Source organism: Thiothrix sp. (assembly GCF_028714775.1).
Taxonomy (GTDB): domain Bacteria; phylum Pseudomonadota; class Gammaproteobacteria; order Thiotrichales; family Thiotrichaceae; genus Thiothrix.
Map to the genome: position 1 here is coordinate 276,990 of NZ_JAQTLS010000002.1, position 23,347 is coordinate 300,336.

The window sequence follows — 23,347 nt, forward strand, 5'->3', positions numbered from 1 at the left end:
AACACTTTAATCTGACGGTAATGTATCGGTTTTTAAGGCAAAACTTGGTATTCTTCGCCGCTTGAGGCAGAGCAGAAGCCAGACGAAGACAACAGGATGAAATGATGACGGACTATAAGCATACCCTTAACTTGCCAACCACTGATTTCCCCATGCGTGGCGACCTTGCCAAGCGTGAGCCGGGGATGCTGGCAGCGTGGGAAAACCGCCAGCTTTACCAGCAATTGCGCGGACATGCCGTAGGCCGTCCCAAATTCATCCTGCACGATGGCCCGCCGTATGCCAATGGCAGCATCCATATCGGGCACGCCGTCAATAAAATCCTCAAAGACATCATTGTTAAGAGTAAAACCTTGAGCGGTTACGACGCCCCGTATGTGCCGGGTTGGGACTGCCACGGCCTGCCGATTGAGCTGAAGGTGGAAGAAAAGCTCGGTAAGGCGGGCGACAAGGTGGATGCATTTGTATTCCGCAAAGCCTGCCGCGAATACGCCGCCGAACAGATTGACCTGCAACGCAAAGACTTCAAACGGCTGGGCGTGTTGGGTGATTGGGAAAACCCTTACCTGACGATGGCTTTCCAAACCGAAGCTGACATTGTGCGGGCGTTGGGGCGTATTGCTGCCAATGGGCATCTGCACAAGGGCGCGAAACCTGTGCATTGGTGTACCGATTGCGGTTCTGCCTTGGCGGAAGCGGAAGTCGAGTACGCGGACAAAACATCCTTCTCCATTGATGTGCGTTTCACCGTGGCGGATGAAGCCGACTTGCTGGCGCGTGTGCCGCAAGCTGCCGGGCAAGGCGCAATCGCCATCGTGATCTGGACGACAACCCCGTGGACATTGCCTGCCAACCAAGCGGTTGCCTTAAACCCTGAGTTGGAATACGTGGTGGTGCAAACTGCCGATGAGCGCATAGTGCTGGCGGATGCCTTGTACGAGTCCGTCCTTCAGCGTGTTGGTATTACGGAATACAGCATCATTGCCCGCTGCATGGGCGACAAGCTCGAAGGGCTGATGCTGCAACACCCTTTTTATGCACGTCAGGTTCCGGTGATCCTCGGTGATCACGTAACTACCGATGCCGGTACGGGTGCAGTACATACGGCTCCCGGTCATGGTCAGGAAGACTTTGTGGTGGGCATGAAATACGGTCTGCCGGTGGATAATCCGGTCGGCGGTGATGGTTGTTTCCTACCAAATACCGAATTGTTCGCAGGTGAATCTGTACACAAAGCCAACCCGCATGTGCTGGAAGTGCTGACAGAGCGTAGCAAACTGCTGAAAGCTGACAAGCTGCGCCACAGTTACCCACATTGCTGGAGGCATAAAACCCCGCTGATTTTCCGCGCTACCCCGCAATGGTTCATCAGCCTTGATCAAAACGGGTTGCGTGCCAAAGCGCTGGAAGCAATCCAAGGCGTGAAGTGGATTCCCGATTGGGGCAAAGCGCGGATCGAAGGTATGGTGCAAAACCGCCCGGATTGGTGTATTTCACGTCAACGTAACTGGGGCGTGCCGATCACGTTGTTCGTGCATAAAGAAACGGGCGAATTGCACCCGCAAGCCGCCGAGCTGATTGAAACGGTTGCCATGCGCATTGAGCAAGAAGGCATTGATGCGTGGTTCCGCTTAGAGCCGCAAGAATTGCTGGGGGCGGATGCTGCCCATTACGACAAGGTGAAAGACACGCTGGATGTGTGGTTCGATTCCGGCGTGACCCATGCGTCGGTGTTGGAGCGCCGTGCTGACCTGCGCTTCCCGGCGGATGTGTATTTGGAAGGTTCCGACCAGCATCGCGGTTGGTTCCAATCGTCCTTGCTGTCTGCCATCGGTACACGCGGCGAAGCACCTTACCGCACCGTCTTGACCCACGGTTTCACGGTGGATGCGAAGGGCGAGAAAATGTCCAAATCCAAGGGCAATATCGTTGCGCCGCAAGAAGTGACCGGCAAGCTGGGGGCGGACATCCTGCGCTTGTGGGTAGCAGCGACCGATTCCAGCCGTGAAATGTCGGTTTCCGACGAAATTTTGAAGCGCACCGCCGATGCTTACCGCCGCATCCGTAATACCGCGCGTTTCTTGTTGGCGAATTTGAATGACTTCGACCCGGCGACCGATTTGGTAGCGCCCGCTGATATGCTGGCACTCGACCGTTGGGCTGTCGATCAAGCCGCGCAAGTGCAGGCGAAAGTACTGTCGGCTTACGACCGTTTCCAATTCCACCTGATCGCACAGGAAGTGTTGAATTTCTGCACGGTAGAATTGGGCAGCTTGTTCCTCGACATCACCAAAGACCGCCAGTACACGATGCAGGCAGGTAGCCGTGGGCGGCGTTCCGCACAGACTGCCGCGTGGCACATCCTCAATGCGATGGTGCGTTGGTTGTATCCGGTGCTGAGCTTTACGGCGGAAGAAATCTGGCAGAACATGCCGGGTGAAAAGGCGGAATATGTCTTGTTCACCCAGTGGTATGATGGGTTGTTTACACTGGATGCGTCTGACAAGCTGTCCGGCAATGAATGGAGTGCGGTGCTGGCTTTGCGTGAACTGGTCAGCAAGCAATTGGAAGAAGTGCGCGGGGCGGGCAAAATTGGCGCAGGGCTGGATGCCGAAATCGACATTTACTACCGCAAGGACATCCGTGAACCCGGCACTGACCCGCTGGTGAAATTGGGTGAAGAGTTACGTTTTGTCCTGATTACTTCGGCAGCGCGTTTGCACGATTTGGCAGATTTGCCGGAAGATGCGGTCGAAGTGATGGAGCACGTCTTTGTGCGTGTAAGCCGTTCTGAGCGCGGGAAATGTGTCCGCTGCTGGCATCACCGCGATGATGTGGGCAGTCATGCGGAGCATCCTGAGCTGTGCGGACGTTGTATTGATAATATTGAAGGTGCAGGTGAGGCACGTCATTATGCGTAGTTTTCGTTCCCTTTCAGCACAAACTGGCATGATTGGCTGGTTGTGGATGTCTGCCGTGGTTATCGTGATGGATCAGTTGGCGAAATGGCAAGCTGAAGCCAATCTGGAACTTGGGCAACCTGTGGTTGTTTTTCCGCATTTGAACATGACCCTATCGTATAACTTTGGGGCAGCGTTCAGCTTTTTGGCGGACATGGGCGGGGCGCAACGTTGGATTTTTGCGCTGTTAGCCATCGTTGTTAGCTTTTTCATCATCAATTGGCTGCGCAAGTTGAACAAGACCCGTACTTGGACGGCGGTGGGTTTGTCGCTGGTGCTGGGGGGGGCCATCGGTAACTTGGTTGACCGGCTGATGTATGGCAAGGTAATTGACTTTATTGATGTCTATTTCGACATTCCAATGGTGATGGAGAATTACCACTTCGCCACGTTTAACGTTGCTGATATGGCTATTACCGGCGGGGCAGTGCTGCTGGTGCTCTTGAGCTTGTTCTCAGATCAGATGGATTAATCCCTTCTTGTTCCCTCACCCCTTGCGGGGGAGGGTTAGGGTGGGGGGTTACGCCAATAATTCCCGTGCAATTTTCACTTGCAGCTTCACCTGTTCCGGCGCAGTGCCGCCCAAGTGGTTGCGTGCTGCCACGGAGCCTTCCAACGTTAGCACTTCAAATACATCGGCGCTGATGATAGCGGAAAAATCCTGCAATTCTTCCAAACGCATTTCGCTCAAATCACGTCCGGTTTCCACGCCCAAAGCAACCGCCTTGCCGACGACTTCGTGGGCATCGCGGAACGGCAAGCCTTTGCGCACCAAGTAATCCGCCAAATCCGTTGCCGTGGAGAAGCCCTGCATGGCTGACTGGCGCATCCGTTCCGCTTTAGGTTGTACGTGCGGCATCATGTCGGCAAATGCCCGTAGGCTGCCCAGCAGGGTGTCTACGGTATCGAATAACGGTTCTTTGTCTTCCTGATTGTCTTTGTTGTAAGCCAGTGGTTGGCCTTTCATCAACGTCAGTAGCGCAAACAGATGCCCGAACACGCGCCCACTTTTGCCGCGAACCAATTCCGGCACATCTGGATTTTTCTTCTGCGGCATGATCGACGAGCCAGTGCAGAAGCGGTCAGGTAGGCGGATGAAATCAAACTGTGCAGAAGTCCACAGCACCAATTCTTCCGAAAAGCGCGACAGGTGCATCATGATCAATGCAGCGGCAGAGCTGAATTCGATGGCAAAATCCCGGTCGCTAACAGCATCCAATGAATTACGCGCGGGGCGCTCGAAACCCAGCAGTTCCGCCGTATAATTACGGTCGATGGGGTAAGTTGTGCCCGCCAGCGCCGCCGCACCCAGTGGCATGATATTGATGCGTTTGCGGCAGTCTTGCAGGCGCTCGAAATCGCGTTGCAGCATTTCAAACCACGCCAGCATGTGATGTCCGAAGGTGATCGGCTGGGCAACTTGCAAGTGGGTGAAGCCGGGTAGGATGGTGTCGGCTTCGCGTTCCGCTAAGTCCACGAGGGCGCGTTGCAGGCGGCGTAACTCGTGGCTGATGCCATCAACTTGTTCACGCAGCCACAGGCGCACGTCGGTGGCAACTTGGTCATTGCGTGAACGCCCGGTGTGCAACTTTTTGCCGGCGATGCCGATGCGGTCGGTCAGGCGGGCTTCCACATTCATATGGACATCTTCCAGCGAAACCTTCCATTCCAGCTCGCCTTTGTCTGCCATTTGTTCAATGGCGTCCAATCCGCTCAGGATTTGTTCAACTTCACTGGTGTTTAATAGCCCTACTTTGCCGAGCATTCGTGCATGGGCGCGTGATCCTTGGATGTCGTGCTTGTACAAACGTTTGTCAAAGTTGATGGACGCGGTAAATTCTTCGACGAAAGCGTCGGTGGATTCGCTGAAACGTCCGCCCCAAGGTTTGTCCTTGGTGGTATCTTGTTGCTGTTGGCTCATGTGTTAGTGTTGATTTTTCATCAAGTTGCTAAAAAAAGTTGCCAGACATTATCACATTGTGGAAGAATTAAAAACGCAACTTCAACGGTGTGCCTGCACAACGGCGGTTGCGGATAGTATATAGGGAAATGCTCAGCCTGCGGGTGCAGGTCAGGGAATAACAAAAAAAATAAACTTTTTAAACTGAATCAGGGTAGGACGCTTCAACGCCCGTTGAACGTTTCCTGATTGAGAGCACAAAATGCCGTCATTGAATGGAAAAATATTGAGTTACTTGCCCGTGTTGTGTGTGCCGCAGGTGTTGTTGCGTGCCGTGCTGGGTGCTGAACTTTTGGCAGTTGTCTTGGCGCTCACGGTAGCGTCAGACATGGGTGACTTCTTCGTCAATCTAGGTTTGTACTCGTTGTTTGTGCAATGGGTGGCGTTAGCCTCAATTTTTACCTTGTGTTTCGTTGGTCGTCTGCTCAATAAACCAACTGTTTTCGCCTCCACCAGTATTGTGTTGGCGACAGTCGCGGGATTTACCTTATTGGCCTCAGTGTTGGGCGTGTTGCTTTCCGGTGATCATGGCGATGTGCTCGGGACGTTAGTGACACATGCGCTGTTCATTTTCAAAAATCTGGTGATCAGTCTGGTCATCATGTCAGTGTTGTTGCGCTATTTTTATATCCATAGCCAATGGGAAGAAACGGTTGAAGCGGATTCGGCTGCCAAGTACGACGCGCTGCAAGCGAGGATGCGCCCGCACTTTTTATTCAACAGCCTGAACACCATTGCCCACCTTGTACACATTGATCCGAACAAGGCGGAAGCCGCGTTATTGGACTTAGCCGATATTATGCGCCTTACGCTCGACAAGCGGTCGCGGATTGCACTCAAAGAAGAGTTAGAGTTGACGCTCGCGTATTTGCGCATGGAAGGCTTGCGTTTGGGTGAGCGCCGCTTGACGGTCAAGCTGGATATGGATCGCAACAGCTTGCCGTTGGATATGGATATGCCACCATTTTTATTGCAGCCATTGGTGGAAAATGCGGTGTATCACGGCATCCAGCCACGCTTGGATGGCGGCTTATTGACAGTGAGTTTGTATGACGCTGGTGATCGTCTGGATGTTTCCGTGACGAACCCGTTACCCCCATCGGGCATCAGCACACATCAAAAAGGGAACCATATTGCTCAGGAAAACATGGTTAACCGCTTGCGCCTTGCCTACGGCGACCGGGCAAACCTGAAAATACAGAAAAACGCCCAGCAGTACCGGGTCTCATTTTCCATCCCCAAGGAGTAGAAGAATCATGACATTGAAAGTTTTGGTTGTTGATGACGAAGAATATGCCCGCGAGCGGATTAAGGGGTTGCTGGCGAGCCAAGTAGATTATGCAGTTTGTGCCGAGGCCGAAAACGGGGTCGAGGCTGTGATGATGGCGGAACGTTACTTGCCGGACATCGTGCTGATGGACATCTCCATGCCTGCTATGGATGGGTTGGAAGCAGCGCGGCACATGTCTGGCATGGACAGCCCGCCAGCCGTCATATTCACCACAGCGTATGGTGAATATGCTTTAGAAGCCTTTTCAACAAAAGCAACAGGGTATCTTATGAAACCGATTAGACAAGAACAATTATTACAAAGTCTGGAACAAGCCCGCACACTGAACCGTGCCCAGCGCCTTGAAGCGCTGGATAGCCGTGATGGCCGGAATATGCTGTCACGCAAGCACATCTGTGCGCGGATGCGTGGGAACCTTGAGTTGATCCCGATTGAGGAAGTGGTGTACTTCCAAGCTGATCAGAAATACGTCACCGTGCGCCACAAAAAGGGCGAGGTGATCATTGAGGAATCGCTGAAATCACTGGAAACTGATCTGGCTGACCGCTTTATCCGCATCCACCGCAATGCCTTGGTGTCCAAAACGGCTATTTCCGGCCTGTCCAAGTCTTCCATTGGGCGCACCCAAGTGGTGTTGGACAATGTGAAAGACCAATTGGAGGTCAGCCGCCGTCATCTGGCGGAAGTGCGCCGTTTTGTCCGTAACCGTTAAGTCTTTTTCTTGGGCGGTGTTTCCCTAGGGTGCGCCGCCATTTTTTGCCTCATTCCCAGTCTGCATGGCTTTGTAAGCCGTGTCGATGGCGTTTTCCAGATAAGCCCCGTAAAAGTCAGGGCTATTGTAGCCTACCAGTGCTTCCGCAATTTCTTTCCCATCCGCATCCACAAACACCAGCGTCGGGGTGATGGAAGCTTTATAGCGTGCGGAAAATTCATTCGCATCTAGCTTTTTCCCATTGAAGTCAGTAATGTCCCCACTGTAGTCTAGGGTGAAACGGTGGATCAGGATGCGTTCGGCATACTTGCCGCTTTGTTTCATGGGCTTTAGGTATTCGTCTTCTAATTGTCGACAGTATTTGCAGTAGTCGGCGCGGAAGGCCAGCAGTAATGGCAGCTTTTGGGTGCGCATTTCCTCTCCGAGTGCCCGGAAATCATAGGTCTCGGCTATCTGGTCAGTACCCTTGCAAGCACTTGCGGGCAAGAGCAATAAAAGCAATAATGTCGACAATAGATATTGCAAGCGATTACGGTTGGTAGGTATCATGTGTTTCATCCGGTGGTTGACCCTATATTAGTATATCTTTATACTCCACCCCAAATTGGCGACTAAGGCTTGACCAGCCCACGACAAGGAGCAGATGCGCAGCGTACTTATCATTCAAGCAATCCTGATATTGGCGGGTATCGCCGTATCGCGGTTCTATCAAGGTGATGTCGCGTTGCTTCCTGCATTCTATGGTGGGGCGATTGCGCTGGCAAATACCATGCTGCTATCCCGGCGCGTTGCGCAGGCAGGTGAGATAGCGAAAACAAGTCCGCAGCAGAGCGTGAATGCTTTGTATTTTGGCGTAGTACAACGGTTTGTGTTTGTGTTGGTTGCGTTAGGGTTCGGCCTAGGCTTTTTGAAGCTTGCCCCGGTTCCCTTGTTAGGTACATTTATGATCGCGCAACTGGCCTATATGCTGATGGGAACCCGCCAAGCCGGGTGATTCCAGCAAAGAATTTTTTAACTTTGTAATACGGGGTGAATTGTGAGCGAGTCTAACGCGCCAGCAATCTCAAATCCTGTCGAGTACATCCAGCACCATCTGACCAACTGGAGCGTTGGCGTTGAACACGGTGAGCAAGTCAAGATTGTTGACTTCAGCGTATTCCACGTCGATGTTTTCTTGTTCAGTGCGCTACTCGCAGGTTTATTTGCTTTCTTTGCTTGGAAAGTTGGTAAGAATCTTAGCCCAGACAAGCCTGTCGGGGCGCAAAACGTCGCGGAAACCGTTGTCGAGTTCGTCAACCAGCAGGTCAAGGATATTTTTCCGAGTGCTGACCGTTTGATCGGGCCGTTGGCGATCACTATCTTTGTTTGGGTTCTGCTCATGAACTCCATGGACTTCCTGCCTGCTGACCTGTTACCAGCCATCGCGGGCGGTATCGGTTCCCTGTTCGGCGCTGATCCTCACCATGTTTACCTGAAAGTCGTGCCAACCACCAACTTGGATACCACGTTTGCACTGGCACTTTCTGTGTTCGCACTGATCATTTTCTACAACATCAAGCACAAAGGCTTGGTTGGCTACATCAAACAGTTCCTGTTCCACCCGTTTGGCCCTTACCTGATGCCTGTCAATATCATCATGACGGCGATTGAAGAAGTTGCGAAACCTGTCAGTCTCGGCCTTCGTCTTTTCGGAAACATGTTTGCGGGCGAATTGCTGTTCCTGTTGATCGCGTTGTTGGCATTCTCAGTCTGGGCGATGCCTGCACAAATTGCGTTGGGTTCACTCTGGGCGATTTTCCATATGCTGGTTGTTCCGTTGCAGGCATTCATCTTCATGCTGCTGACAATTGTGTATTTGGGATTGGCTAGCCAGAACGACGAACACCATTAAGCTTTTCGATTTTTACTTTTTTGATTTTTAACTTTTCGGAGATTTCACGATGGATGCACAAGCTGTTGCAATGATCTATTCCTACACCGCCGTTGGCGTTGGCATTATCCTCGCGGCTGCTGGTCTGGGTTCCGCACTGGGCTGGGGTATGATCTGTTCTAAATTTATCGAAGGCATCGCTCGCCAACCTGAAATGCGTGCGCAATTGACTGGTCAAATGCTGTTCACCGGCGGTTTGATGGAAGCGTTCCCAATGATCGTTCTGGGTATCTCCATGTGGTTCATCTTTGCTAACCCGTTCATCGGCGCTGCTAAAGCTGCAATGGGTGCTGGTTAATTTACCGACTGTTAAACGTTGTTACTAACATTCGGAGGTTAACATGAACGTAACTGCAACCCTGATTGGTCAGATGATCGTTTTTTCGATCTTGGTCTGGTTCGTCAAGGGCGTGTTGTGGGAGCCGATGCTGAAAGTGTTGGAAGACCGTAAGGTGCGTATCGCCGATGGTCTCGCCGCTGCCGAAAAAGGCAAACACGAAGAAGAATTGGCCCGCAAACACGCATTGGATGAACTGAAAAAGGCCAAAGCTGAGGCTGCCGAAATCGTTAGCCAAGCGCAAAAGCGTGCCAGCGAAATCGTTGACGAAGCTAAGAATGCTGCTGTTGAAGAAGCAGGCCGCGTGAAAGTCGCTGCCCAAGCGGACATCGAACAGGAAGTTTCACGTGCGCGTGAAACGCTGCGTACCCAAGTCTCTGCTTTGGCAGTTGCTGGTGCGGAGAAAATTCTTGGCAAGGAAATTGATGCGGCTGCTCACGCAAAAGCATTGGATGAATTGGCTGCGCAAATTTAAGGTGGTGAACCATGTCTGATTTGACAACCGCTGCCCGTCCTTATGCCCGTGCGGTGTTTGAGATGGCGCAGGAAGCCGGGAAACTGACCGAATGGTCAGCGCAACTGGCAGCCATGTCTGCGGTCGTCGCGGCTGAAGGTTCATCTGCCTTGTTGGCTCATCCTCGTATGACCAAAGAACAGAAAGCGGAAGTGTTCGGCGAGATTGCAGGTGATGCACTCGACGACCAAGGCCGTAATCTGCTCAAGGCACTGGCAGAGAATGACCGTTTCACGTTGTTGCCTGAAATTTCCACCCTCTTTGAACAAATGAAGGCGGAAGCGGAAGGTGCAATTGAAGCGGAAATTATTTCTGCACAGGAAATGAGCGATGACCAGCAGCAGACCATTGCTGCGGCACTCCAAAAACGCTTGGGACGTGAGATTAAGCTCGTCACTAAAGTTGACCCAGCCCTGATGGGTGGTGCGATTGTTCGCGCAGGTGACTTGGTGATTGATGGCTCAATCCAAAGCAGGCTGAAAGATATGAAGGCGGCGTTGGCGCGTTAAGCCCAGCCGATAATTGAGGAATAGCATATGCAACTTAACCCAACTGAAATCAGTGATCTGATCAAGAAGCGCATCAGCAGCTTCGAGTCTGGCGCTGAAGCTCGCACTGAGGGTACGGTTGTCTCCGTTACGGATGGTATCGTCCGCCTTCACGGGCTTGGCGATGTAATGTCCGGTGAGATGATCGAATTCTCCAACGGTTCTTACGGTCTGGCTTTGAACTTGGAACGTGATTCCGTCGGTGCGGTTGTCCTTGGTGATTACAAAGGTATCACTGAAGGCGACACCGTAAAATGTACTGGCCGTATTTTGGAAGTGCCACACGGTCGTGGTTTGCTGGGGCGCGTCGTTGACGCACTGGGCAACCCGATTGATGGTAAAGGCCCTGTCGACAACGACGGTTTCGCACCGATTGAGCGTGTAGCACCGGGCGTTATCGAACGTAAGTCCGTTGACCAGCCTGTGCAAACAGGGGTCAAAGCACTGGACTCCATGGTTCCAATCGGTCGTGGTCAACGTGAATTGATCATCGGCGACCGCCAAACGGGTAAAACTGCGGTAGCAGTCGATGCGATCATCAACCAACGTGGCAAAAACGTAAAATGCGTTTACGTTGCGGTTGGTCAAAAAGCGTCTTCCGTTGCCAACGTAGTACGCAAACTCGAAGAGTACGGTGCACTGGAATACACCGTCGTGGTTGCGGCAACTGCTGCTGATCCGGCTTCCATGCAGTACCTCGCGCCTTACGCGGGTTGCACCATGGGTGAATACTTCCGTGACCGTGGTGAAGATGCCCTGATCGTATACGACGACTTGACCAAGCAGGCTTGGGCTTACCGTCAAGTTTCCTTGTTGTTGCGCCGCCCACCGGGTCGTGAAGCATACCCAGGGGACGTTTTCTACCTGCACTCCCGTTTGCTGGAACGTGCGGCTCGCGTTAACGTGGAATACGTTGAAGAATTCACCAAAGGTGCTGTGAAAGGCCAGACAGGTTCATTGACCGCTCTGCCAATCATCGAAACCCAAGGTGGTGACGTTTCTGCATTCGTTCCAACCAACGTTATCTCGATCACTGACGGTCAGATTTTCTTGGAAAGTGACCTGTTCAACGCGGGCATCCGTCCTGCGATCAACGCAGGTCTGTCAGTATCCCGCGTCGGTGGTGCTGCACAAACCAAGATCATCAAGAAACTCGGTGGTGGTGTGCGTTTGGCGCTTGCTCAGTACCGTGAATTGGCAGCGTTCTCCCAGTTCGCTTCTGACCTTGACGAAGGCACTCGTAAGTCCTTGGCTCGTGGTCAGCGCGTTACCGAACTGATGAAGCAGCCGCAATTCTCCCCGCTGTCCGTAGCAGAAATGGCTTTCTCCCTGTACGCAGCGAACGAGGGTTTCCTCGACGACGTAGACGCGAAGAAAATCGTGGATTTTGAAGCAGCAATGCTGAGCTACCTGCGTTCTTCTGAGAAAGCTCTGTTGGACAAGATCAACGAAAAAGGTGATTTCAACGGCGAGATTGAAAGTGCAATGAAAAAAGCACTGGAAACTTTCAAGTCGAAAAACACTTGGTAATGGGAGGTTATTCCTATGGCAGGTGGTAAAGAAATACTGAGCCAGATCAAGAGTATCGGCAATACCAAGAAGATTACCAAGGCAATGGAGATGGTTGCTGCATCCAAAATGCGCCGTGCGCAAGACCGGATGAAAGCTAGCCGTCCTTATGCTGACAAAATGCGCCAAGTGGTTGGTCACTTGGCAAATGGTCATCTTGAGTACAAACATCCTTATACCCAGACACGCGAAACCGTGAAACGGGTTGGCTACATCATCATGTCCTCTGACCGTGGCTTGTGTGGTGGTTTGAACGTCAACCTGTTCAAGAAAGCGTTGCAGAGCATTGTGGAATGGAAAAAGCAGGATGTTGAAGTCGACATCTGCGTTTTCGGTGCTAAAGCTTCTGCTGCTTTCCGCCGTTATGGGATTGTCGCCCAGAAAACCCACATGGGCGATGCCCCAAAAGTGGCGGATATGGTCGGTACAATCAAGGTAATGCTGGATGCTTACGAGGAAGGCCGCATTGATCGCCTTTTCTTGGTCGAGAATGAATTCGTCAACAGCATGACGCAAAAACCGCAGGTGACACAGCTCATCCCGGTGGTTGCCTCAGCGGTGGATTCAATCAAGCACCATTGGGACTATCTCTACGAACCTGAGTCGAAAGAAGTTATTGATGCGTTGATGCAGCGGTACATTGAATCGCTGGTCTACCAAGGCGCTGTTGAAAACGTTGCCTGTGAAATGGCAGCGCGGATGGTTGCGATGAAGAGCGCCTCCGACAACGCCGGTAAGATGATTAGCGATTTGAAGCTGATCTACAACAAGGCGCGTCAGGCGGCAATCACCCAGGAAATTTCCGAGATCGTTGCAGGTGCTGCGGCTGTCTAAGGCTGTTACGGATTTTAAATTTTAGTGAGGTACTGAATAATGAGTACTGGAAACATCGTTCAAGTTATCGGCGCGGTTGTCGACGTGGAATTCCCACGCGCTAACGTTCCGGCAGTCTACGATGCGTTGACAGTAGCCGACCAAGGTTTGACCTTGGAAGTCCAGCAGCAGTTGGGTGACGGCATTGTACGCGCTATCGCGATGGGGGCATCTGATGGCCTTAAGCGCGGTATGCAAGTGGCGAACACAGGTGCGCCAATTTCTGTTCCGGTTGGGCCGGGTACACTGGGTCGCGTGATGAACGTACTGGGTGAGCCGGTTGATAACGCAGGCCCTGTTGCTTGCGAAAAGAAAATGCCAATCCACCGTGCGCCACCTGCGTATGATGAATTGTCATCCGGTATCGACATTCTGGAAACTGGCATCAAGGTTATCGACCTGATCATGCCAATCGCCAAGGGTGGTAAAATCGGTCTGTTCGGTGGTGCGGGTGTAGGTAAAACCGTAACGCTGATGGAACTGATCAACAACATCGCCAAACAGCACAGTGGTCTGTCTGTATTCGCGGGCGTTGGTGAACGTACTCGTGAAGGGAACGACTTCTACCACGAAATGACTGAAGGCGGCGTTATCGACAAGGTAGCACTGGTTTACGGTCAGATGAATGAACCACCTGGCAACCGTTTGCGCGTAGCGTTGACTGGTCTGACCATGGCGGAACACTTCCGTGACGAAGGCCGTGACGTTCTGATGTTCGTTGACAACATCTACCGTTACACACTGGCGGGTACGGAAGTATCAGCGCTGTTGGGTCGTATGCCATCTGCGGTAGGTTATCAGCCAACACTGGCGGAAGAAATGGGCGCACTGCAAGAGCGTATCACTTCCACCAAAACTGGCTCGATCACTTCCTTCCAAGCAGTTTACGTTCCTGCGGATGACTTGACTGACCCATCCCCAGCTACCACGTTCGCCCACTTGGATGCGACACTGGTATTGTCACGTAACATCGCGGAACTGGGTATCTACCCTGCGGTTGACCCGTTGGATTCCACTTCACGTCAGCTTGACCCGCTGGTTGTTGGCTTGGAACACTACAGCATTGCGCGTGGCGTTCAAGGCATCCTGCAACGTTACAAAGAACTGAAAGACATCATCGCGATTTTGGGTATGGACGAACTGTCTGACGACGACAAACAAGTCGTTGGTCGTGCACGCCGTATCCAACGCTTCCTGTCCCAGCCGTTCTTCGTTGCGGAAGTGTTCACAGGTTCACCGGGTAAATACGTTAGCCTGAAAGACACGCTGAGCAGCTTCAAGGCAATCCTGAACGGTGAATACGACCATCTGCCAGAACAGGCGTTCTACATGGTCGGCGGCATCGACGAAGTGGTCGAGAAAGCTACGAAGCTCTGATAGGAGGGCATCATGGCGATGACATTTCATTTGGATGTGGTGACGGCAGAACAAGCATTGTTCTCCGGCACGGTCGAAGAAGTGATTGCACCGGGTATCATGGGTGACTTAGGTATTATGCCGCGTCACTCACAGTTGATTTCCAAGCTGCGTGCAGGCGAATTGCAGTACAGAACCACCGAAGGCGCGATGGCATCGCTGTTCGTCTCTGGTGGTGTGCTGGAAATTCAGCCTCATGTGGTGACAGTATTGGCTGACACCGGGATGCGTGCGGAAGACCTCGACGAGGCCGCCGCCCGCGAAGCGATGAAGCAAGCCCAAGACGCCCTGCAAGGCAAAGACCCGGAAGACCTCGATTACGAGGCCATCCAGTCCGAGCTGGAAGCGGCGAAGGCGCAGATCGAAATGCTGCACCGTATCGGCAAGCTGCGCGGTCACTGAGTTTCAGCGATTGTCCGCAAAAAAACAGAAAGGCTCCTTCGGGAGCCTTTTTGCTTTAGAATACCCGCACGAAAATGGTAAGGGATAGGATTGTGGTATACGAGCAAGACCAAGACGATGATTTCATCAGCAAAAGCCAAATCAAGCGCGAAGCCGAAGCCGCGCAAGTCATTGGCGAACGTTTGATTGCCCTGCGCCAAGAGCAAATCGAGCAACTGGACTTGCCGGAAAAGCTCTACGACGCAGTGATGGAAGCCCGCCGCCTGACCAGTAACGGCGCAATCCGCCGCCAGAAACAGTACATCGGCAAAATCATGCGCAATGTGGAGTTGGAGCCGATCCAAACGAAACTGGACGACTGGGATGGCAGTAACCGTGCTGATGCCGCCAAGTTTCATCAATTGGAACGCTGGCGTGACCGCGTGCTGGTGGATGACAACGCCATCGGTGAGCTGATGCAAGAATACCCGGCGCTTGACGTGCAGCACTTGCGCACCCTGATCCGCAATGCGCGTAAGGAGCAGGCAGCGGGTAAGCCGCCGAAAAGCAACCGCGAAATTTTCAAGCTATTGCGTGCCTTAGCCGAAAGTTAAACGCCCAGCAATCGCTAAGCGGTGGGCAAGCCCCGCCACATCGTGTAAAGTCATCCGTACCCAATCATAACAATAAGGGAAACACGCATGACGATGGCAGTGCCACAACTTATCCACGCCACCCTTGCCCAGTTGAACAAAGTCATTCTCGGCAAGGAACAACAGGTACGCTTGGCGCTATCTTGCCTGCTGGCAAACGGGCATTTGTTGCTCGAAGACCTGCCCGGCATGGGAAAAACCACCCTCGCACACGCCCTCGCGCAAGTTTGCGGTTTGGAATACAAGCGCGTGCAATTTACCAGCGACCTGCTGCCCGCCGACCTGATTGGTGCGTCAGTGTTTGAAATGCAAAGCGGTAATTTCCGCTTCCATCCCGGCCCGGTGTTCAGCCAGATTTTCCTTGCCGACGAACTCAACCGCGCTACCCCGAAAGCCCAAAGTGCGTTGCTGGAAGCGATGGAGGAAGGGCAAGTCAGCGTCGATGGCACGACCCATCGCTTACCCAGTCCGTTTTTCGTCATTGCGACCCAAAATCCACAAAGCCAAGCCGGGACGTTCCCTTTGCCGGAATCGCAGCTTGACCGCTTTCTGTTACGGGTATCACTCGGCTACCCCGCTCCGGCGGTCGAGCGTGAATTATTGCTAGGGCGAAACGGGCGCACGCTGCTGGCGTCTTTACCGCAAGTATTGAACGGGCAACGCCTGAAAGCCCTGCAATCGCTGGTTCCGCAAGTGAAAATGACCGATACGCTGCTGGATTACATCCAACGCTTGATTGCGCAAACCCGGCAAACCGATGTGTGCCAGTTGGGATTATCGCCACGCGGGGCGCAAGCTTTGGTGAAAAGTGCGCAAAGTTGGGCGCTGCTGCAAGGGCGCGGGCATGTATTGCCGGAAGATGTGCAAGCAGTATTCGTCGCCGTGGCGGGGCATCGCATCATGGGGCGGCAGGAAACGCAGGGCGAGCAATTGGCGCGGCACATTTTAAGCAAAGTCGATGTGGTCGGGAATGGGCGTGGCTGAGGTAGCGCTGGGTCGCCGTAACATTTACATCATCCCCAGCAAGACCGCGTTGGGCTTGGTGGTCATCATTTTATTGCTGTTCCTGTTGGGTGTGAATTTCCAGAACTCCTTGGTGTATGCGGTGAGTTTTTGGCTGTTGGCTTTGCTGTTACTCAATATTTTTTACACATGGCGCAATTTGGCAGGCTTGGTGGTGACGGGGGTAGGGATAGAACCCTGTTTCACCGGGGAAAAAGCGGTGGTGGAAATCGCGCTGGCTTGCCCCGCCAAGCAGCCCAAGTTTGCCCTGCAACTGGCATGGCCGGGGCAGGATGCGTTACAGGTCAATCTGGCAACAACCTCCAGTGCGCGGGTGAAACTGTCGCATGGTACGTTGCATCGCGGGTTATTTCGCCCGCCGCGTTTGCAGGTTTCCACCCGTTATCCGACAGGATTGGCGTTGGCGTGGGCGTATGTGGAACTGGAGGTGCAGGGGCTGGTTTATCCGCGCCCGGTGGCACAAACGTTCGCGCAAACCGGGGAGCATTCCACCACGGAAACCGAAGACGGGGTGGAAATTGCCGAGGGCAGCAGCGATTTTGGCGGTATCCGTGTTTACCGTCCCGGTGATGCGCCCAAGCATATCCATTGGGGAAAATACGCGCAGACGGGCAAGTTGTACACCAAAGCGTTCGTCGATTACGCCAGCCATGCGCTGTGGTTGGACTGGCAAAGCCTGCCGCTGCAAGGTGTGGAAGTGCGCCTGTCGCACCTGTGCAGCCAAGTGCTGGCGTTCCATCAGGAACAGCGCCAGTACGGGTTGAAATTACCTGGTAAAACCATTGCGCCGGGCAAGGGTGAGGCACACAAGGCGCAATGCTTGCGGGCGCTGGCCTTGTACGGGGTGGATGATGGATAAGCAAGTCACTTACTCCGGGATGATTTGGCTGCTTGCCGCGCAATTAGTGGTGATGCTGCCGTTTGTTTTCCACCTGCCGTTTTGGTTGCTGCCAGTGGTGTTGTTTGCTGCCGGGTGGCGTTTGTGGGTGTTGGCGGGCGGGGCAGTCCAGCCGGGAAATATGACCAAGCTGTTGCTGGTGGGCTTGGGTATTGGCGGGTTGCTGCTGAGCGGTTTGCAGTTCCCGTCGTTGGAAGCGATGTCGGCTTTGTTGCTATTGGGGTTTGCTTTCAAGTCTTTGGAGGTGATCCGGCGGCGCGACGCAGTGGTGGTGGTTTTCATCGGCTATTTTCTGGTGGCGCTGCATTTCCTGTATACACAGACGATGCTGGCGGGCTTGTATGGGGCATTTTCGCTGGTGGTGCTGACCGGGGCGATGATTGGGGTGCAACAGGTCGTCGAGGAATTTTCCGCCGCGCAGAATGTGCGTTTCAACCTGCGCTTGGCGGGGGTGATATTGCTGCAATGCTTGCCACTGATGGTGCTGCTGTTTGTGTTTGCGCCACGCTTGCAGCCCCTGTGGTCGTTGCCGTTGATGGTGGATCAGGCGAAAACCGGGGTGTCTGACCACATGGCTCCCGGTGACATTGAAAAGCTCAGCCAATCGGATGAATTGGCGTTCCGCGTCACGTTTAAGGGTGAGCGTCCACCACAAGACCAATTGTACTGGCGCGGGCTGGTGCTGAACCATTTCGATGGGCGCGAATGGCGACAGTTTGACGATGCCTACGATTTGGAGCGCTTGAAATACGCAGCGGCGCATGAATACGCTTTTCACCCAGAAAATATGCAGGTGTTGGGTGATCCGGTTGAATACGAGGCAGTGTACGAAAAGAGTGGGCAGCCGTGGCTGTTTACCCTGACACCAGCGCTAAAAGTGGATGGCGAAGTCTTGCAGGCGGCGGATTACCGGGTAATGGCGGCGCAGGATGTGCAAGCGCCCTTGCTGCTGAAAGCCACCAGCTATCCGCAGTCCTTGCGTGATGTGCAACTCGATCCGTATGTGCGGCAACTGGCCTTGCAATTGCCCACAGGCGGGAATCCGCGCAGCCGGGATTTGGCACAGCGTTTACGGGCGCAAGCGGGCAGCGAGCAGGCGTACATCGACAAGGTGTTGGCGCGGTTCCGGGAACAGCAATTTTATTACACCCTGCATCCGCCCACGCTCGGTGAGAGCGACACGATTGATGGTTTCCTGTTTACCACGCAGCGCGGTTTTTGTGCGCATTACGCCGGAAGTTTTGTGTTTCTGATGCGGGCGGCGGGCATTCCAGCGCGGGTGGTGGCGGGCTATCAGGGTGGGGAATGGAATGCGCAAGGCAAATACCTGACCGTCCACCAATACGATGCCCATGCGTGGGCGGAAGTGTGGCAGGCAGGCAAAGGTTGGCAGCGGGTTGACCCTACCGCAATGATCGCGCCCGAGCGCACAGAACAAGGCTTGGAAGCGGCAGTGCAGGCGGAAGGCAGTTTCTTGGAAAATAACCATTTTTCCACCCGTAACGTGGCGTGGCTAAAGGGTTTGCGTCAAAAGCTTGATGCTGTGCAATACGGCTGGCAGCGTTGGGTTTTGGGCTATGACGGCGAAGCGCAAATGGGTTTCCTGCAAGCGTTGTTGGGCGAATTGACGCTGGCTAAAGTGGCAGTGCTGGTAGGTGGTTTGGGTGGCGCGATTGTGTTGGCTTGGTTGTTGCTGTTGGGGCTGGCGCGACGTGGGGAGCGTGAAGCACTGGAACATCAGCTCTACAGGCGTTTCTGTGCGCTACTGGCGAAACGCGGAGTAGTGCGCGAGGCAGGGTACGCGCCGGGGGCATTTGCCTTGCAAGCCGCACAAGCATTGCCTACCTCAGCAGCGCTTATCCGCGAATTTACCCAAGTGTATGAAAAGCTTTGTTACCAACCGGATGCCGATGGGCAGGCGGCAATCAAGCGTTTGAAAGCGTTATTGCGGGCGTTGAAGTGACCGTGCGCTACTTCTTGTTGTCCGGTAACAAAAAAGTGCTGGGGCTGTAACTGCGTTCCACTTCATCAACCCGGCGGGATTGGGCGCGGCGAGCGATTTCCGGGGCAACTTGCAACAGTTCCCCGTGTAAGCGGCTGGCGAGGTTGAGGGTGCGTTCATCCTGCGCTTTTTCTTTGGCTTGGTAGCTTGCCAGTTTTTGCCGCAGGTATTCGGCTTCCACCGCAAACAAGAGTTGGTAGTCGGCGTACTGGTTATACAGCGACAAATCTTGCCAGAGCTTGATGACTTTCTGCATGGGGGTATACAGCGCCCGGTTTTCGGCCTGTTTCAGGTACGCCTGAATCTCGCGCAGTTTCTTGTCAATTTGGGCCTGGTTGTCCTGCAAAACATTGAGGTTGGCAAGCAGCGTGGTTTCTTTTTGTAACTGTAACCACTCCATCAGCCGCTGACGGTTTTCCTTGTCGTAGGGGGTAAACGCCTGCGGTTTTTTACGGTTTTTGGGATCGGGAGGAATATCGGTATAAGCCAGTTGTTGGAGTGCCTTATCCAGCAGGGTCTGGATTTCTTTTTGTTCCGCGTTGAAGCCGGTGTTGTCGAAGGCTTGGGCATCCCTGATCTGTTCGATCAGTTGCGCGGATTTTTCCTCAAAGACTTGGGTGACGAAATGGGTTTCGCCAGTGCTGTAATGAATCCAGAATTCGCGGATGCTTAAGTCTACGGCGTCATCGGTTTTTTTCAGCTCTTCCAAACTTTTCCATTGGATTTCGACCACGTTTTGCAGGAACGTGACCTGATGCGGCGATTCACCCGCCCAGCGCTGCACGTCTTGGAAAAACTGTTTGAGTTCCGCAATCCGGCGTTTGAGGTTGTAACGGTGGTCGTGCAGGCTTGGATAGTGTTCTTTGACGAAGGTATTGGCGTCGGTGGCTTCGATGTTGACGATTTCCTGCCGAGTCGCACTTGGGGTGGGGTTGCCGGATGTTTGGCGGCTTCCTTTGCCCCACAAAAAATTCAGTGTGCCAAATAACACAACGCCGATGAAGGCGATCATGATCAGTAGGCGCGTGTCTGATTCCAGCGTAAACCGATCCAGAAAGTGGTTCAGCCAACGGGCGAACATAAAGATGCCTGCCGCCGCCAGCAGCCAGAGGAAGAACAGGACTAGACCGTGGGAATCCAGCATGGTGTGGGTCGTTTTTCGTTGGTTAAAAACAGGTTGCCCACGATTGTAGTGTGTTTTCGCGCGGGGCGCAGCCTGTAGGCGATGTGCGTTGTGTTTATGCGGAACAACACATTAATGCTTGACAATATTCGGGCAAAACGTTCTAATAGCGCCCTCGTTGGCCTGGTAGCTCAGTCGGTAGAGCAGTGGATTGAAAATCCACGTGTCGGTGGTTCGATTCCGCCCCAGGCCACCACTTATTCTCAGTTACCCCCTTTAGCCTGCCAATATAGCGGGCTTCCTTTTAAGCTTGCCGCTTACCGCATTTTCCCTTACGCACAAAAAACAAACCCCACACACGGCGGGGCTTGCTCACAGCATTGTATTGCCAGTCGCTTACTCGAAAGCGCAGCCCGGTTGAAGACCTAGCTTTTTCATAACAATCGCTGCGGGGCAAAAACCCGTGAATGCGGATTGGATTAGGTTAATGGCAATGAAAATCATCAGGCCAAAGCCTAGTCCTTCGGAGACAAAAGCGCCAAGCAATAGTGCAACTAAAATCATAACGCCTGCGAAAGCCAATACTGCGCGGTCAATAGTCATGGGGAAATCCTCTTGTGTTCGTTTGTTCAAGGGTTGTTTGTAACACTGCTGAGTATATGAGTCTTTGGTTATTTAGGCAAAAGTGCTTCGGACGGACGTGGTCAAAAAGAAAGGGTGGCTCTGGGGAGCACACCCTTTGAGGGACTTCAGAGAAAAACTGAAAACTATCTCCACACAGGTTCAGTCTTGCTGCCTACATAGCAATTGCCGTGCCAAGTAAAAAATCTATATTTTTCAAAAGCCCGGTTTCAGCGCGGATAGGAAAACCGTGTGAAATAACACGGCTACTGCGTGATTTCACACGGTTTTCGGTTCTTTCGGCATGGTCGTTTTTAGTAAAGTTGTTTAGAAACAACGTGTTGCTTTTTTGGCACAAAGATTGCTTTATGAGTGAGGTATATCACACTTTATTTTGAGGAAATTCACATGCTGAAACTATCTCCAGTTGCCTTTGCGGTGCTATCTGCGTTGGCTCTTCCCACCTTTGCTGTAGCGGCTGATGACGTGACCCAACTGGAAAGTGTGGTTGTAACAGCACCAGCGAGCAAAAAACCGCTGAACGTGAAACTCAACCCCAAAGCCCCGCAACAACCTTTGCCTGCCCAAGATGGCGCGGCCTTTCTGAAAACCATTCCCGGCATGAGTGTCATCCGTAAAGGTGGGACAGATGGTGACCCGATGTTCCGGGGGATGGCGGGTTCGCGTTTGGGGATGCTGATTGATGGGCATGAAGTTTACGGCGGCTGTGGGATGCGCATGGATCCGCCGACTGCCTATATTCACCCTGAATCCTTTGACAAAGTAACACTCCAGAAAGGGCCAACCGTTAAATACGGTGCTGGTTTCTCAGCAGGCGTGGTCAATTTCGAGCATGACAATGAGAAATTGGCACAAGCGGGTTCTACAGGTCATGCCAGCGTGACTTTGGGCAGTGCAGGGCGTAATGATGTGGAGTTGGAAGGCAAAACCGGCACAGAAAAATTCTTCATCCACGGCTCTGGAACCCATGCTGATGCCAATGACTACAAAGATGGCGATGGTAAAACCGTGCATTCGGCCTACACCCGTTGGAACACCAGTGCCGACATGGGCTGGACACCGGATGCAGATACCTTGGTGAAACTGTCGGTGGGCAAGAGCGACGGCAAGGCGGCTTACGCTGACCGGACGATGGATGGGGTTAAGTTTGACCGCGAAAACGCCGAATTGAAGTTTGAGCGCAAGAATGTTTCCCCACTGGTTGATAAAGTAGAAGGCGAGATTTATCACAGCTACGTTGATCACATAATGGATAACTATTCATTGCGGACAAAAACTGCTGTTAACTTCATGATAAATAACCCAGACCGAACAACAGATGGTGCACACGCAGCTATTACTTTAAATGCAAGCGATAAGACAAAAGTGACATTGGGCGCTGATACAAAGCGGGATGTACATACCCTGCGTACAGGAAGTAATGCTAATTTGGCCATTGCTTTGACTCAGGCTAATGGGGCACGTCCAGAGGATATGCGTTTTGAGCAAACGGGCATCTTTGGCGAAGTAAAGCATTTCATGACGGACGACAGCCGCGTTATTGGTGGATTGCGGGTAGACCAACATAAAGCGAAAGACAGCCGTAGTACTTCAATCACGAACGGTATGACAGATAAGGATACTCTGAAAAGTGGTTTTGTCCGTTATGAAAAAGATATTGCGGATGGTCGGGGAACATATTATGCAGGTTTAGGGCATACCGAACGCAATCCAGATTACTGGGAAATCGTTAAAGCCGATCCTGTGACAAGTACAAGTGCGCTCCTCACAGTCAAACCTGAAAAAAACAATCAGCTTGACGTTGGCATGAACTGGAAAGCAGGTAAATGGTCGGGTTCTACCTCCACGTTCTACAACAAAATTGATGATTATTTGTTGGTTGATGCAAGGACTGCAACTACTAAAATCCGTAACGTTAAAGCTGAAACCTATGGTTTTGAAGCTGATGCTGCTTATCAAATCTCCGATAATTGGAAAGGTACGGCAGGTTTGTCTTTTGTCCATGGCGATAATAAGACTGACCATAAACCACTAGCGCAGCAACCCGCTCATGAATTGAAACTAGGAGCCGAGTACGACAACAAGAAGCAGTTCTTCGGGGCGCAACTCCGTCTTGTTTCCGCTCAAGACCGTGTTGATCTCGGTGAAGGTAATATTGTCGGTCAGGACATCAGCAAAACGTCTGGCTTCGGTGTGTTCTCTGTTAATGGCGGCACGCGTCCGAAAAAGGGTGTATTGCTGTCAGCAGGTGTGGATAACCTGTTCGACAAAAAATATGCTGAACACATTAGCCGTACTGGTTCAGCCACCGTTATTCCGGGTTATGAGCAAACAGTAAAGCTTAACGATCCAGGTCGTACTGTGTGGGTAAAAGCGACTTTCGACCTCGATTGATGAATTGTCTGGTTTTCATGCTTTCATGAGGCGATAGGGGCGGATGGACGTAAGTTCACCCGCCTTTTACCGTGTGGCGTTGAGTGCGCCGCTGGTTTGTCCTTTACGGGGTGTGCCTTTC

Annotated in this window: 22 protein-coding genes and 1 tRNA gene; 19 read left to right on the forward strand and 4 right to left on the reverse strand. The window is 52.7% G+C overall.

Annotated features, from left to right (window positions below):
* Positions 1–104: 104 nt before the first annotated feature.
* Positions 105–2,921 carry an isoleucine--tRNA ligase gene (ileS, locus tag PHE17_RS02800; RefSeq protein WP_301014292.1) on the forward strand — a complete coding sequence of 939 codons (2,817 nt, stop codon included), beginning with the start codon at positions 105–107 and terminating at the stop codon, positions 2,919–2,921.
* Positions 2,914–3,432, forward strand: a complete 519-nt coding sequence (gene lspA, locus PHE17_RS02805) for a signal peptidase II (RefSeq protein WP_301014293.1) — start codon at positions 2,914–2,916, stop codon at positions 3,430–3,432. Before ileS ends, lspA begins: the two co-directional genes overlap by 8 nt.
* A gap of 48 nt (positions 3,433–3,480) precedes the next feature.
* Here lspA and argH read toward each other — a convergent pair whose 3' ends face one another.
* Positions 3,481–4,881 carry an argininosuccinate lyase gene (argH, locus tag PHE17_RS02810; RefSeq protein WP_301014294.1) on the reverse strand — a complete coding sequence of 467 codons (1,401 nt, stop codon included), beginning with the start codon at positions 4,879–4,881 and terminating at the stop codon, positions 3,481–3,483.
* A gap of 241 nt (positions 4,882–5,122) precedes the next feature.
* Between argH and PHE17_RS02815 the strand changes: the two genes are divergently transcribed.
* Together PHE17_RS02815 and PHE17_RS02820 are read left to right on the forward strand one after the other, a co-directional pair.
* On the forward strand, positions 5,123–6,169 hold the full coding sequence (locus tag PHE17_RS02815) for a histidine kinase (protein ID WP_301014295.1): 1,047 nt from the start codon (positions 5,123–5,125) through the stop codon (positions 6,167–6,169).
* 7 nt (positions 6,170–6,176) lie between these two features.
* Entirely contained in the window at positions 6,177–6,923 is a 747-nt protein-coding gene (locus PHE17_RS02820) for a LytTR family DNA-binding domain-containing protein (protein WP_301014296.1), read from the forward strand.
* A 24-nt stretch (positions 6,924–6,947) separates the two neighbouring features.
* Here the strand turns inward: PHE17_RS02820 and PHE17_RS02825 are convergent, their stop codons facing one another.
* A complete protein-coding gene (locus PHE17_RS02825; protein WP_301014297.1) occupies positions 6,948–7,472 on the reverse strand; it encodes a thioredoxin fold domain-containing protein in 525 nt (174 codons plus the stop codon).
* 94 nt (positions 7,473–7,566) lie between these two features.
* On the opposite strand from PHE17_RS02825, the gene PHE17_RS02830 reads away from it, so the two are divergent.
* The 13 genes from PHE17_RS02830 (at position 7,567) to PHE17_RS02890 (ending at position 19,028) form a co-directional block, all read left to right on the forward strand.
* Positions 7,567–7,917, forward strand: coding sequence for an ATP synthase subunit I (locus PHE17_RS02830; RefSeq protein ID WP_301014298.1), 351 nt, complete (start codon positions 7,567–7,569; stop codon positions 7,915–7,917).
* A 42-nt stretch (positions 7,918–7,959) separates the two neighbouring features.
* Positions 7,960–8,814, forward strand: a complete 855-nt coding sequence (atpB, locus tag PHE17_RS02835) for a F0F1 ATP synthase subunit A (protein ID WP_301014299.1) — start codon at positions 7,960–7,962, stop codon at positions 8,812–8,814.
* Between the two features lie 49 nt (positions 8,815–8,863).
* Entirely contained in the window at positions 8,864–9,151 is a 288-nt protein-coding gene (gene atpE / locus PHE17_RS02840; RefSeq protein ID WP_210219344.1) for a F0F1 ATP synthase subunit C, read from the forward strand.
* Between the two features lie 43 nt (positions 9,152–9,194).
* Complete coding sequence (locus PHE17_RS02845; protein ID WP_301014300.1) at positions 9,195–9,665, forward strand: F0F1 ATP synthase subunit B; 471 nt, start codon at positions 9,195–9,197, stop codon at positions 9,663–9,665.
* 11 nt (positions 9,666–9,676) lie between these two features.
* Positions 9,677–10,213 (forward strand): F0F1 ATP synthase subunit delta, encoded by a 537-nt coding sequence (locus PHE17_RS02850; protein WP_301014301.1) that lies wholly within the window; start codon positions 9,677–9,679, stop codon positions 10,211–10,213.
* Positions 10,214–10,240: 27 nt separating this feature from the next.
* Positions 10,241–11,782, forward strand: a complete 1,542-nt coding sequence (atpA, locus tag PHE17_RS02855) for a F0F1 ATP synthase subunit alpha (protein ID WP_301014302.1) — start codon at positions 10,241–10,243, stop codon at positions 11,780–11,782.
* A gap of 15 nt (positions 11,783–11,797) precedes the next feature.
* A complete protein-coding gene (gene atpG / locus PHE17_RS02860; RefSeq protein WP_301014303.1) occupies positions 11,798–12,655 on the forward strand; it encodes a F0F1 ATP synthase subunit gamma in 858 nt (285 codons plus the stop codon).
* Positions 12,656–12,694: 39 nt separating this feature from the next.
* Positions 12,695–14,071: a F0F1 ATP synthase subunit beta gene (gene atpD, locus PHE17_RS02865; protein WP_301014304.1), complete on the forward strand. Its 1,377-nt coding sequence runs from the start codon at positions 12,695–12,697 to the stop codon at positions 14,069–14,071.
* Between the two features lie 12 nt (positions 14,072–14,083).
* Positions 14,084–14,512, forward strand: a complete 429-nt coding sequence (locus tag PHE17_RS02870) for a F0F1 ATP synthase subunit epsilon (RefSeq protein ID WP_301014305.1) — start codon at positions 14,084–14,086, stop codon at positions 14,510–14,512.
* A gap of 92 nt (positions 14,513–14,604) precedes the next feature.
* Positions 14,605–15,105, forward strand: a complete 501-nt coding sequence (gene yjgA, locus PHE17_RS02875; protein ID WP_301014306.1) for a ribosome biogenesis factor YjgA — start codon at positions 14,605–14,607, stop codon at positions 15,103–15,105.
* Between the two features lie 87 nt (positions 15,106–15,192).
* Positions 15,193–16,128, forward strand: coding sequence for a MoxR family ATPase (locus tag PHE17_RS02880; protein ID WP_301014307.1), 936 nt, complete (start codon positions 15,193–15,195; stop codon positions 16,126–16,128).
* A complete protein-coding gene (locus PHE17_RS02885) occupies positions 16,121–17,026 on the forward strand; it encodes a DUF58 domain-containing protein (protein ID WP_301014308.1) in 906 nt (301 codons plus the stop codon). Before PHE17_RS02880 ends, PHE17_RS02885 begins: the two co-directional genes overlap by 8 nt.
* A complete protein-coding gene (locus PHE17_RS02890; RefSeq protein ID WP_301014309.1) occupies positions 17,019–19,028 on the forward strand; it encodes a DUF3488 and transglutaminase-like domain-containing protein in 2,010 nt (669 codons plus the stop codon). Before PHE17_RS02885 ends, PHE17_RS02890 begins: the two co-directional genes overlap by 8 nt.
* A gap of 7 nt (positions 19,029–19,035) precedes the next feature.
* On the opposite strand, the gene PHE17_RS02895 is transcribed toward PHE17_RS02890, so the two are convergent.
* Positions 19,036–20,211 carry a hypothetical protein gene (locus PHE17_RS02895; RefSeq protein WP_301014310.1) on the reverse strand — a complete coding sequence of 392 codons (1,176 nt, stop codon included), beginning with the start codon at positions 20,209–20,211 and terminating at the stop codon, positions 19,036–19,038.
* 159 nt (positions 20,212–20,370) lie between these two features.
* Here PHE17_RS02895 and PHE17_RS02900 point away from each other — a divergent pair.
* Positions 20,371–20,446: transfer RNA gene (locus tag PHE17_RS02900), tRNA-Phe, on the forward strand.
* A gap of 140 nt (positions 20,447–20,586) precedes the next feature.
* Here PHE17_RS02900 and PHE17_RS02905 read toward each other — a convergent pair.
* Positions 20,587–20,793 carry a DUF2892 domain-containing protein gene (locus PHE17_RS02905; RefSeq protein WP_301014311.1) on the reverse strand — a complete coding sequence of 69 codons (207 nt, stop codon included), beginning with the start codon at positions 20,791–20,793 and terminating at the stop codon, positions 20,587–20,589.
* A 426-nt stretch (positions 20,794–21,219) separates the two neighbouring features.
* Here PHE17_RS02905 and PHE17_RS02910 point away from each other — a divergent pair, with 426 nt between their 5' ends.
* Complete coding sequence (locus tag PHE17_RS02910; RefSeq protein ID WP_301014312.1) at positions 21,220–23,226, forward strand: TonB-dependent copper receptor; 2,007 nt, start codon at positions 21,220–21,222, stop codon at positions 23,224–23,226.
* Positions 23,227–23,347: the final 121 nt, after the last annotated feature.

Bases quoted from the DNA above. Each gene is read 5' to 3' on its own strand.
- atpD (WP_301014304.1), top strand. From the start codon at position 12,695: ATGAGTACTGGAAACATCGTTCAAGTTATCGGCGCGGTTGTCGACGTG.
- atpG (WP_301014303.1), top strand. From the start codon at position 11,798: ATGGCAGGTGGTAAAGAAATACTGAGCCAGATCAAGAGTATCGGCAAT.
- argH (WP_301014294.1), bottom strand. From the start codon at position 4,881: ATGAGCCAACAGCAACAAGATACCACCAAGGACAAACCTTGGGGCGGA.
- lspA (WP_301014293.1), top strand. From the start codon at position 2,914: ATGCGTAGTTTTCGTTCCCTTTCAGCACAAACTGGCATGATTGGCTGG.
- PHE17_RS02870 (WP_301014305.1), top strand. From the start codon at position 14,084: ATGGCGATGACATTTCATTTGGATGTGGTGACGGCAGAACAAGCATTG.
- PHE17_RS02830 (WP_301014298.1), top strand. From the start codon at position 7,567: ATGCGCAGCGTACTTATCATTCAAGCAATCCTGATATTGGCGGGTATC.
- PHE17_RS02890 (WP_301014309.1), top strand. From the start codon at position 17,019: ATGGATAAGCAAGTCACTTACTCCGGGATGATTTGGCTGCTTGCCGCG.
- PHE17_RS02850 (WP_301014301.1), top strand. From the start codon at position 9,677: ATGTCTGATTTGACAACCGCTGCCCGTCCTTATGCCCGTGCGGTGTTT.
- PHE17_RS02880 (WP_301014307.1), top strand. From the start codon at position 15,193: ATGACGATGGCAGTGCCACAACTTATCCACGCCACCCTTGCCCAGTTG.
- PHE17_RS02905 (WP_301014311.1), bottom strand. From the start codon at position 20,793: ATGACTATTGACCGCGCAGTATTGGCTTTCGCAGGCGTTATGATTTTA.
- PHE17_RS02815 (WP_301014295.1), top strand. From the start codon at position 5,123: ATGCCGTCATTGAATGGAAAAATATTGAGTTACTTGCCCGTGTTGTGT.
- ileS (WP_301014292.1), top strand. From the start codon at position 105: ATGACGGACTATAAGCATACCCTTAACTTGCCAACCACTGATTTCCCC.
- atpE (WP_210219344.1), top strand. From the start codon at position 8,864: ATGGATGCACAAGCTGTTGCAATGATCTATTCCTACACCGCCGTTGGC.
- PHE17_RS02820 (WP_301014296.1), top strand. From the start codon at position 6,177: ATGACATTGAAAGTTTTGGTTGTTGATGACGAAGAATATGCCCGCGAG.
- atpA (WP_301014302.1), top strand. From the start codon at position 10,241: ATGCAACTTAACCCAACTGAAATCAGTGATCTGATCAAGAAGCGCATC.
- PHE17_RS02845 (WP_301014300.1), top strand. From the start codon at position 9,195: ATGAACGTAACTGCAACCCTGATTGGTCAGATGATCGTTTTTTCGATC.
- PHE17_RS02910 (WP_301014312.1), top strand. From the start codon at position 21,220: ATGCTGAAACTATCTCCAGTTGCCTTTGCGGTGCTATCTGCGTTGGCT.
- PHE17_RS02825 (WP_301014297.1), bottom strand. From the start codon at position 7,472: ATGATACCTACCAACCGTAATCGCTTGCAATATCTATTGTCGACATTA.
- PHE17_RS02895 (WP_301014310.1), bottom strand. From the start codon at position 20,211: ATGCTGGATTCCCACGGTCTAGTCCTGTTCTTCCTCTGGCTGCTGGCG.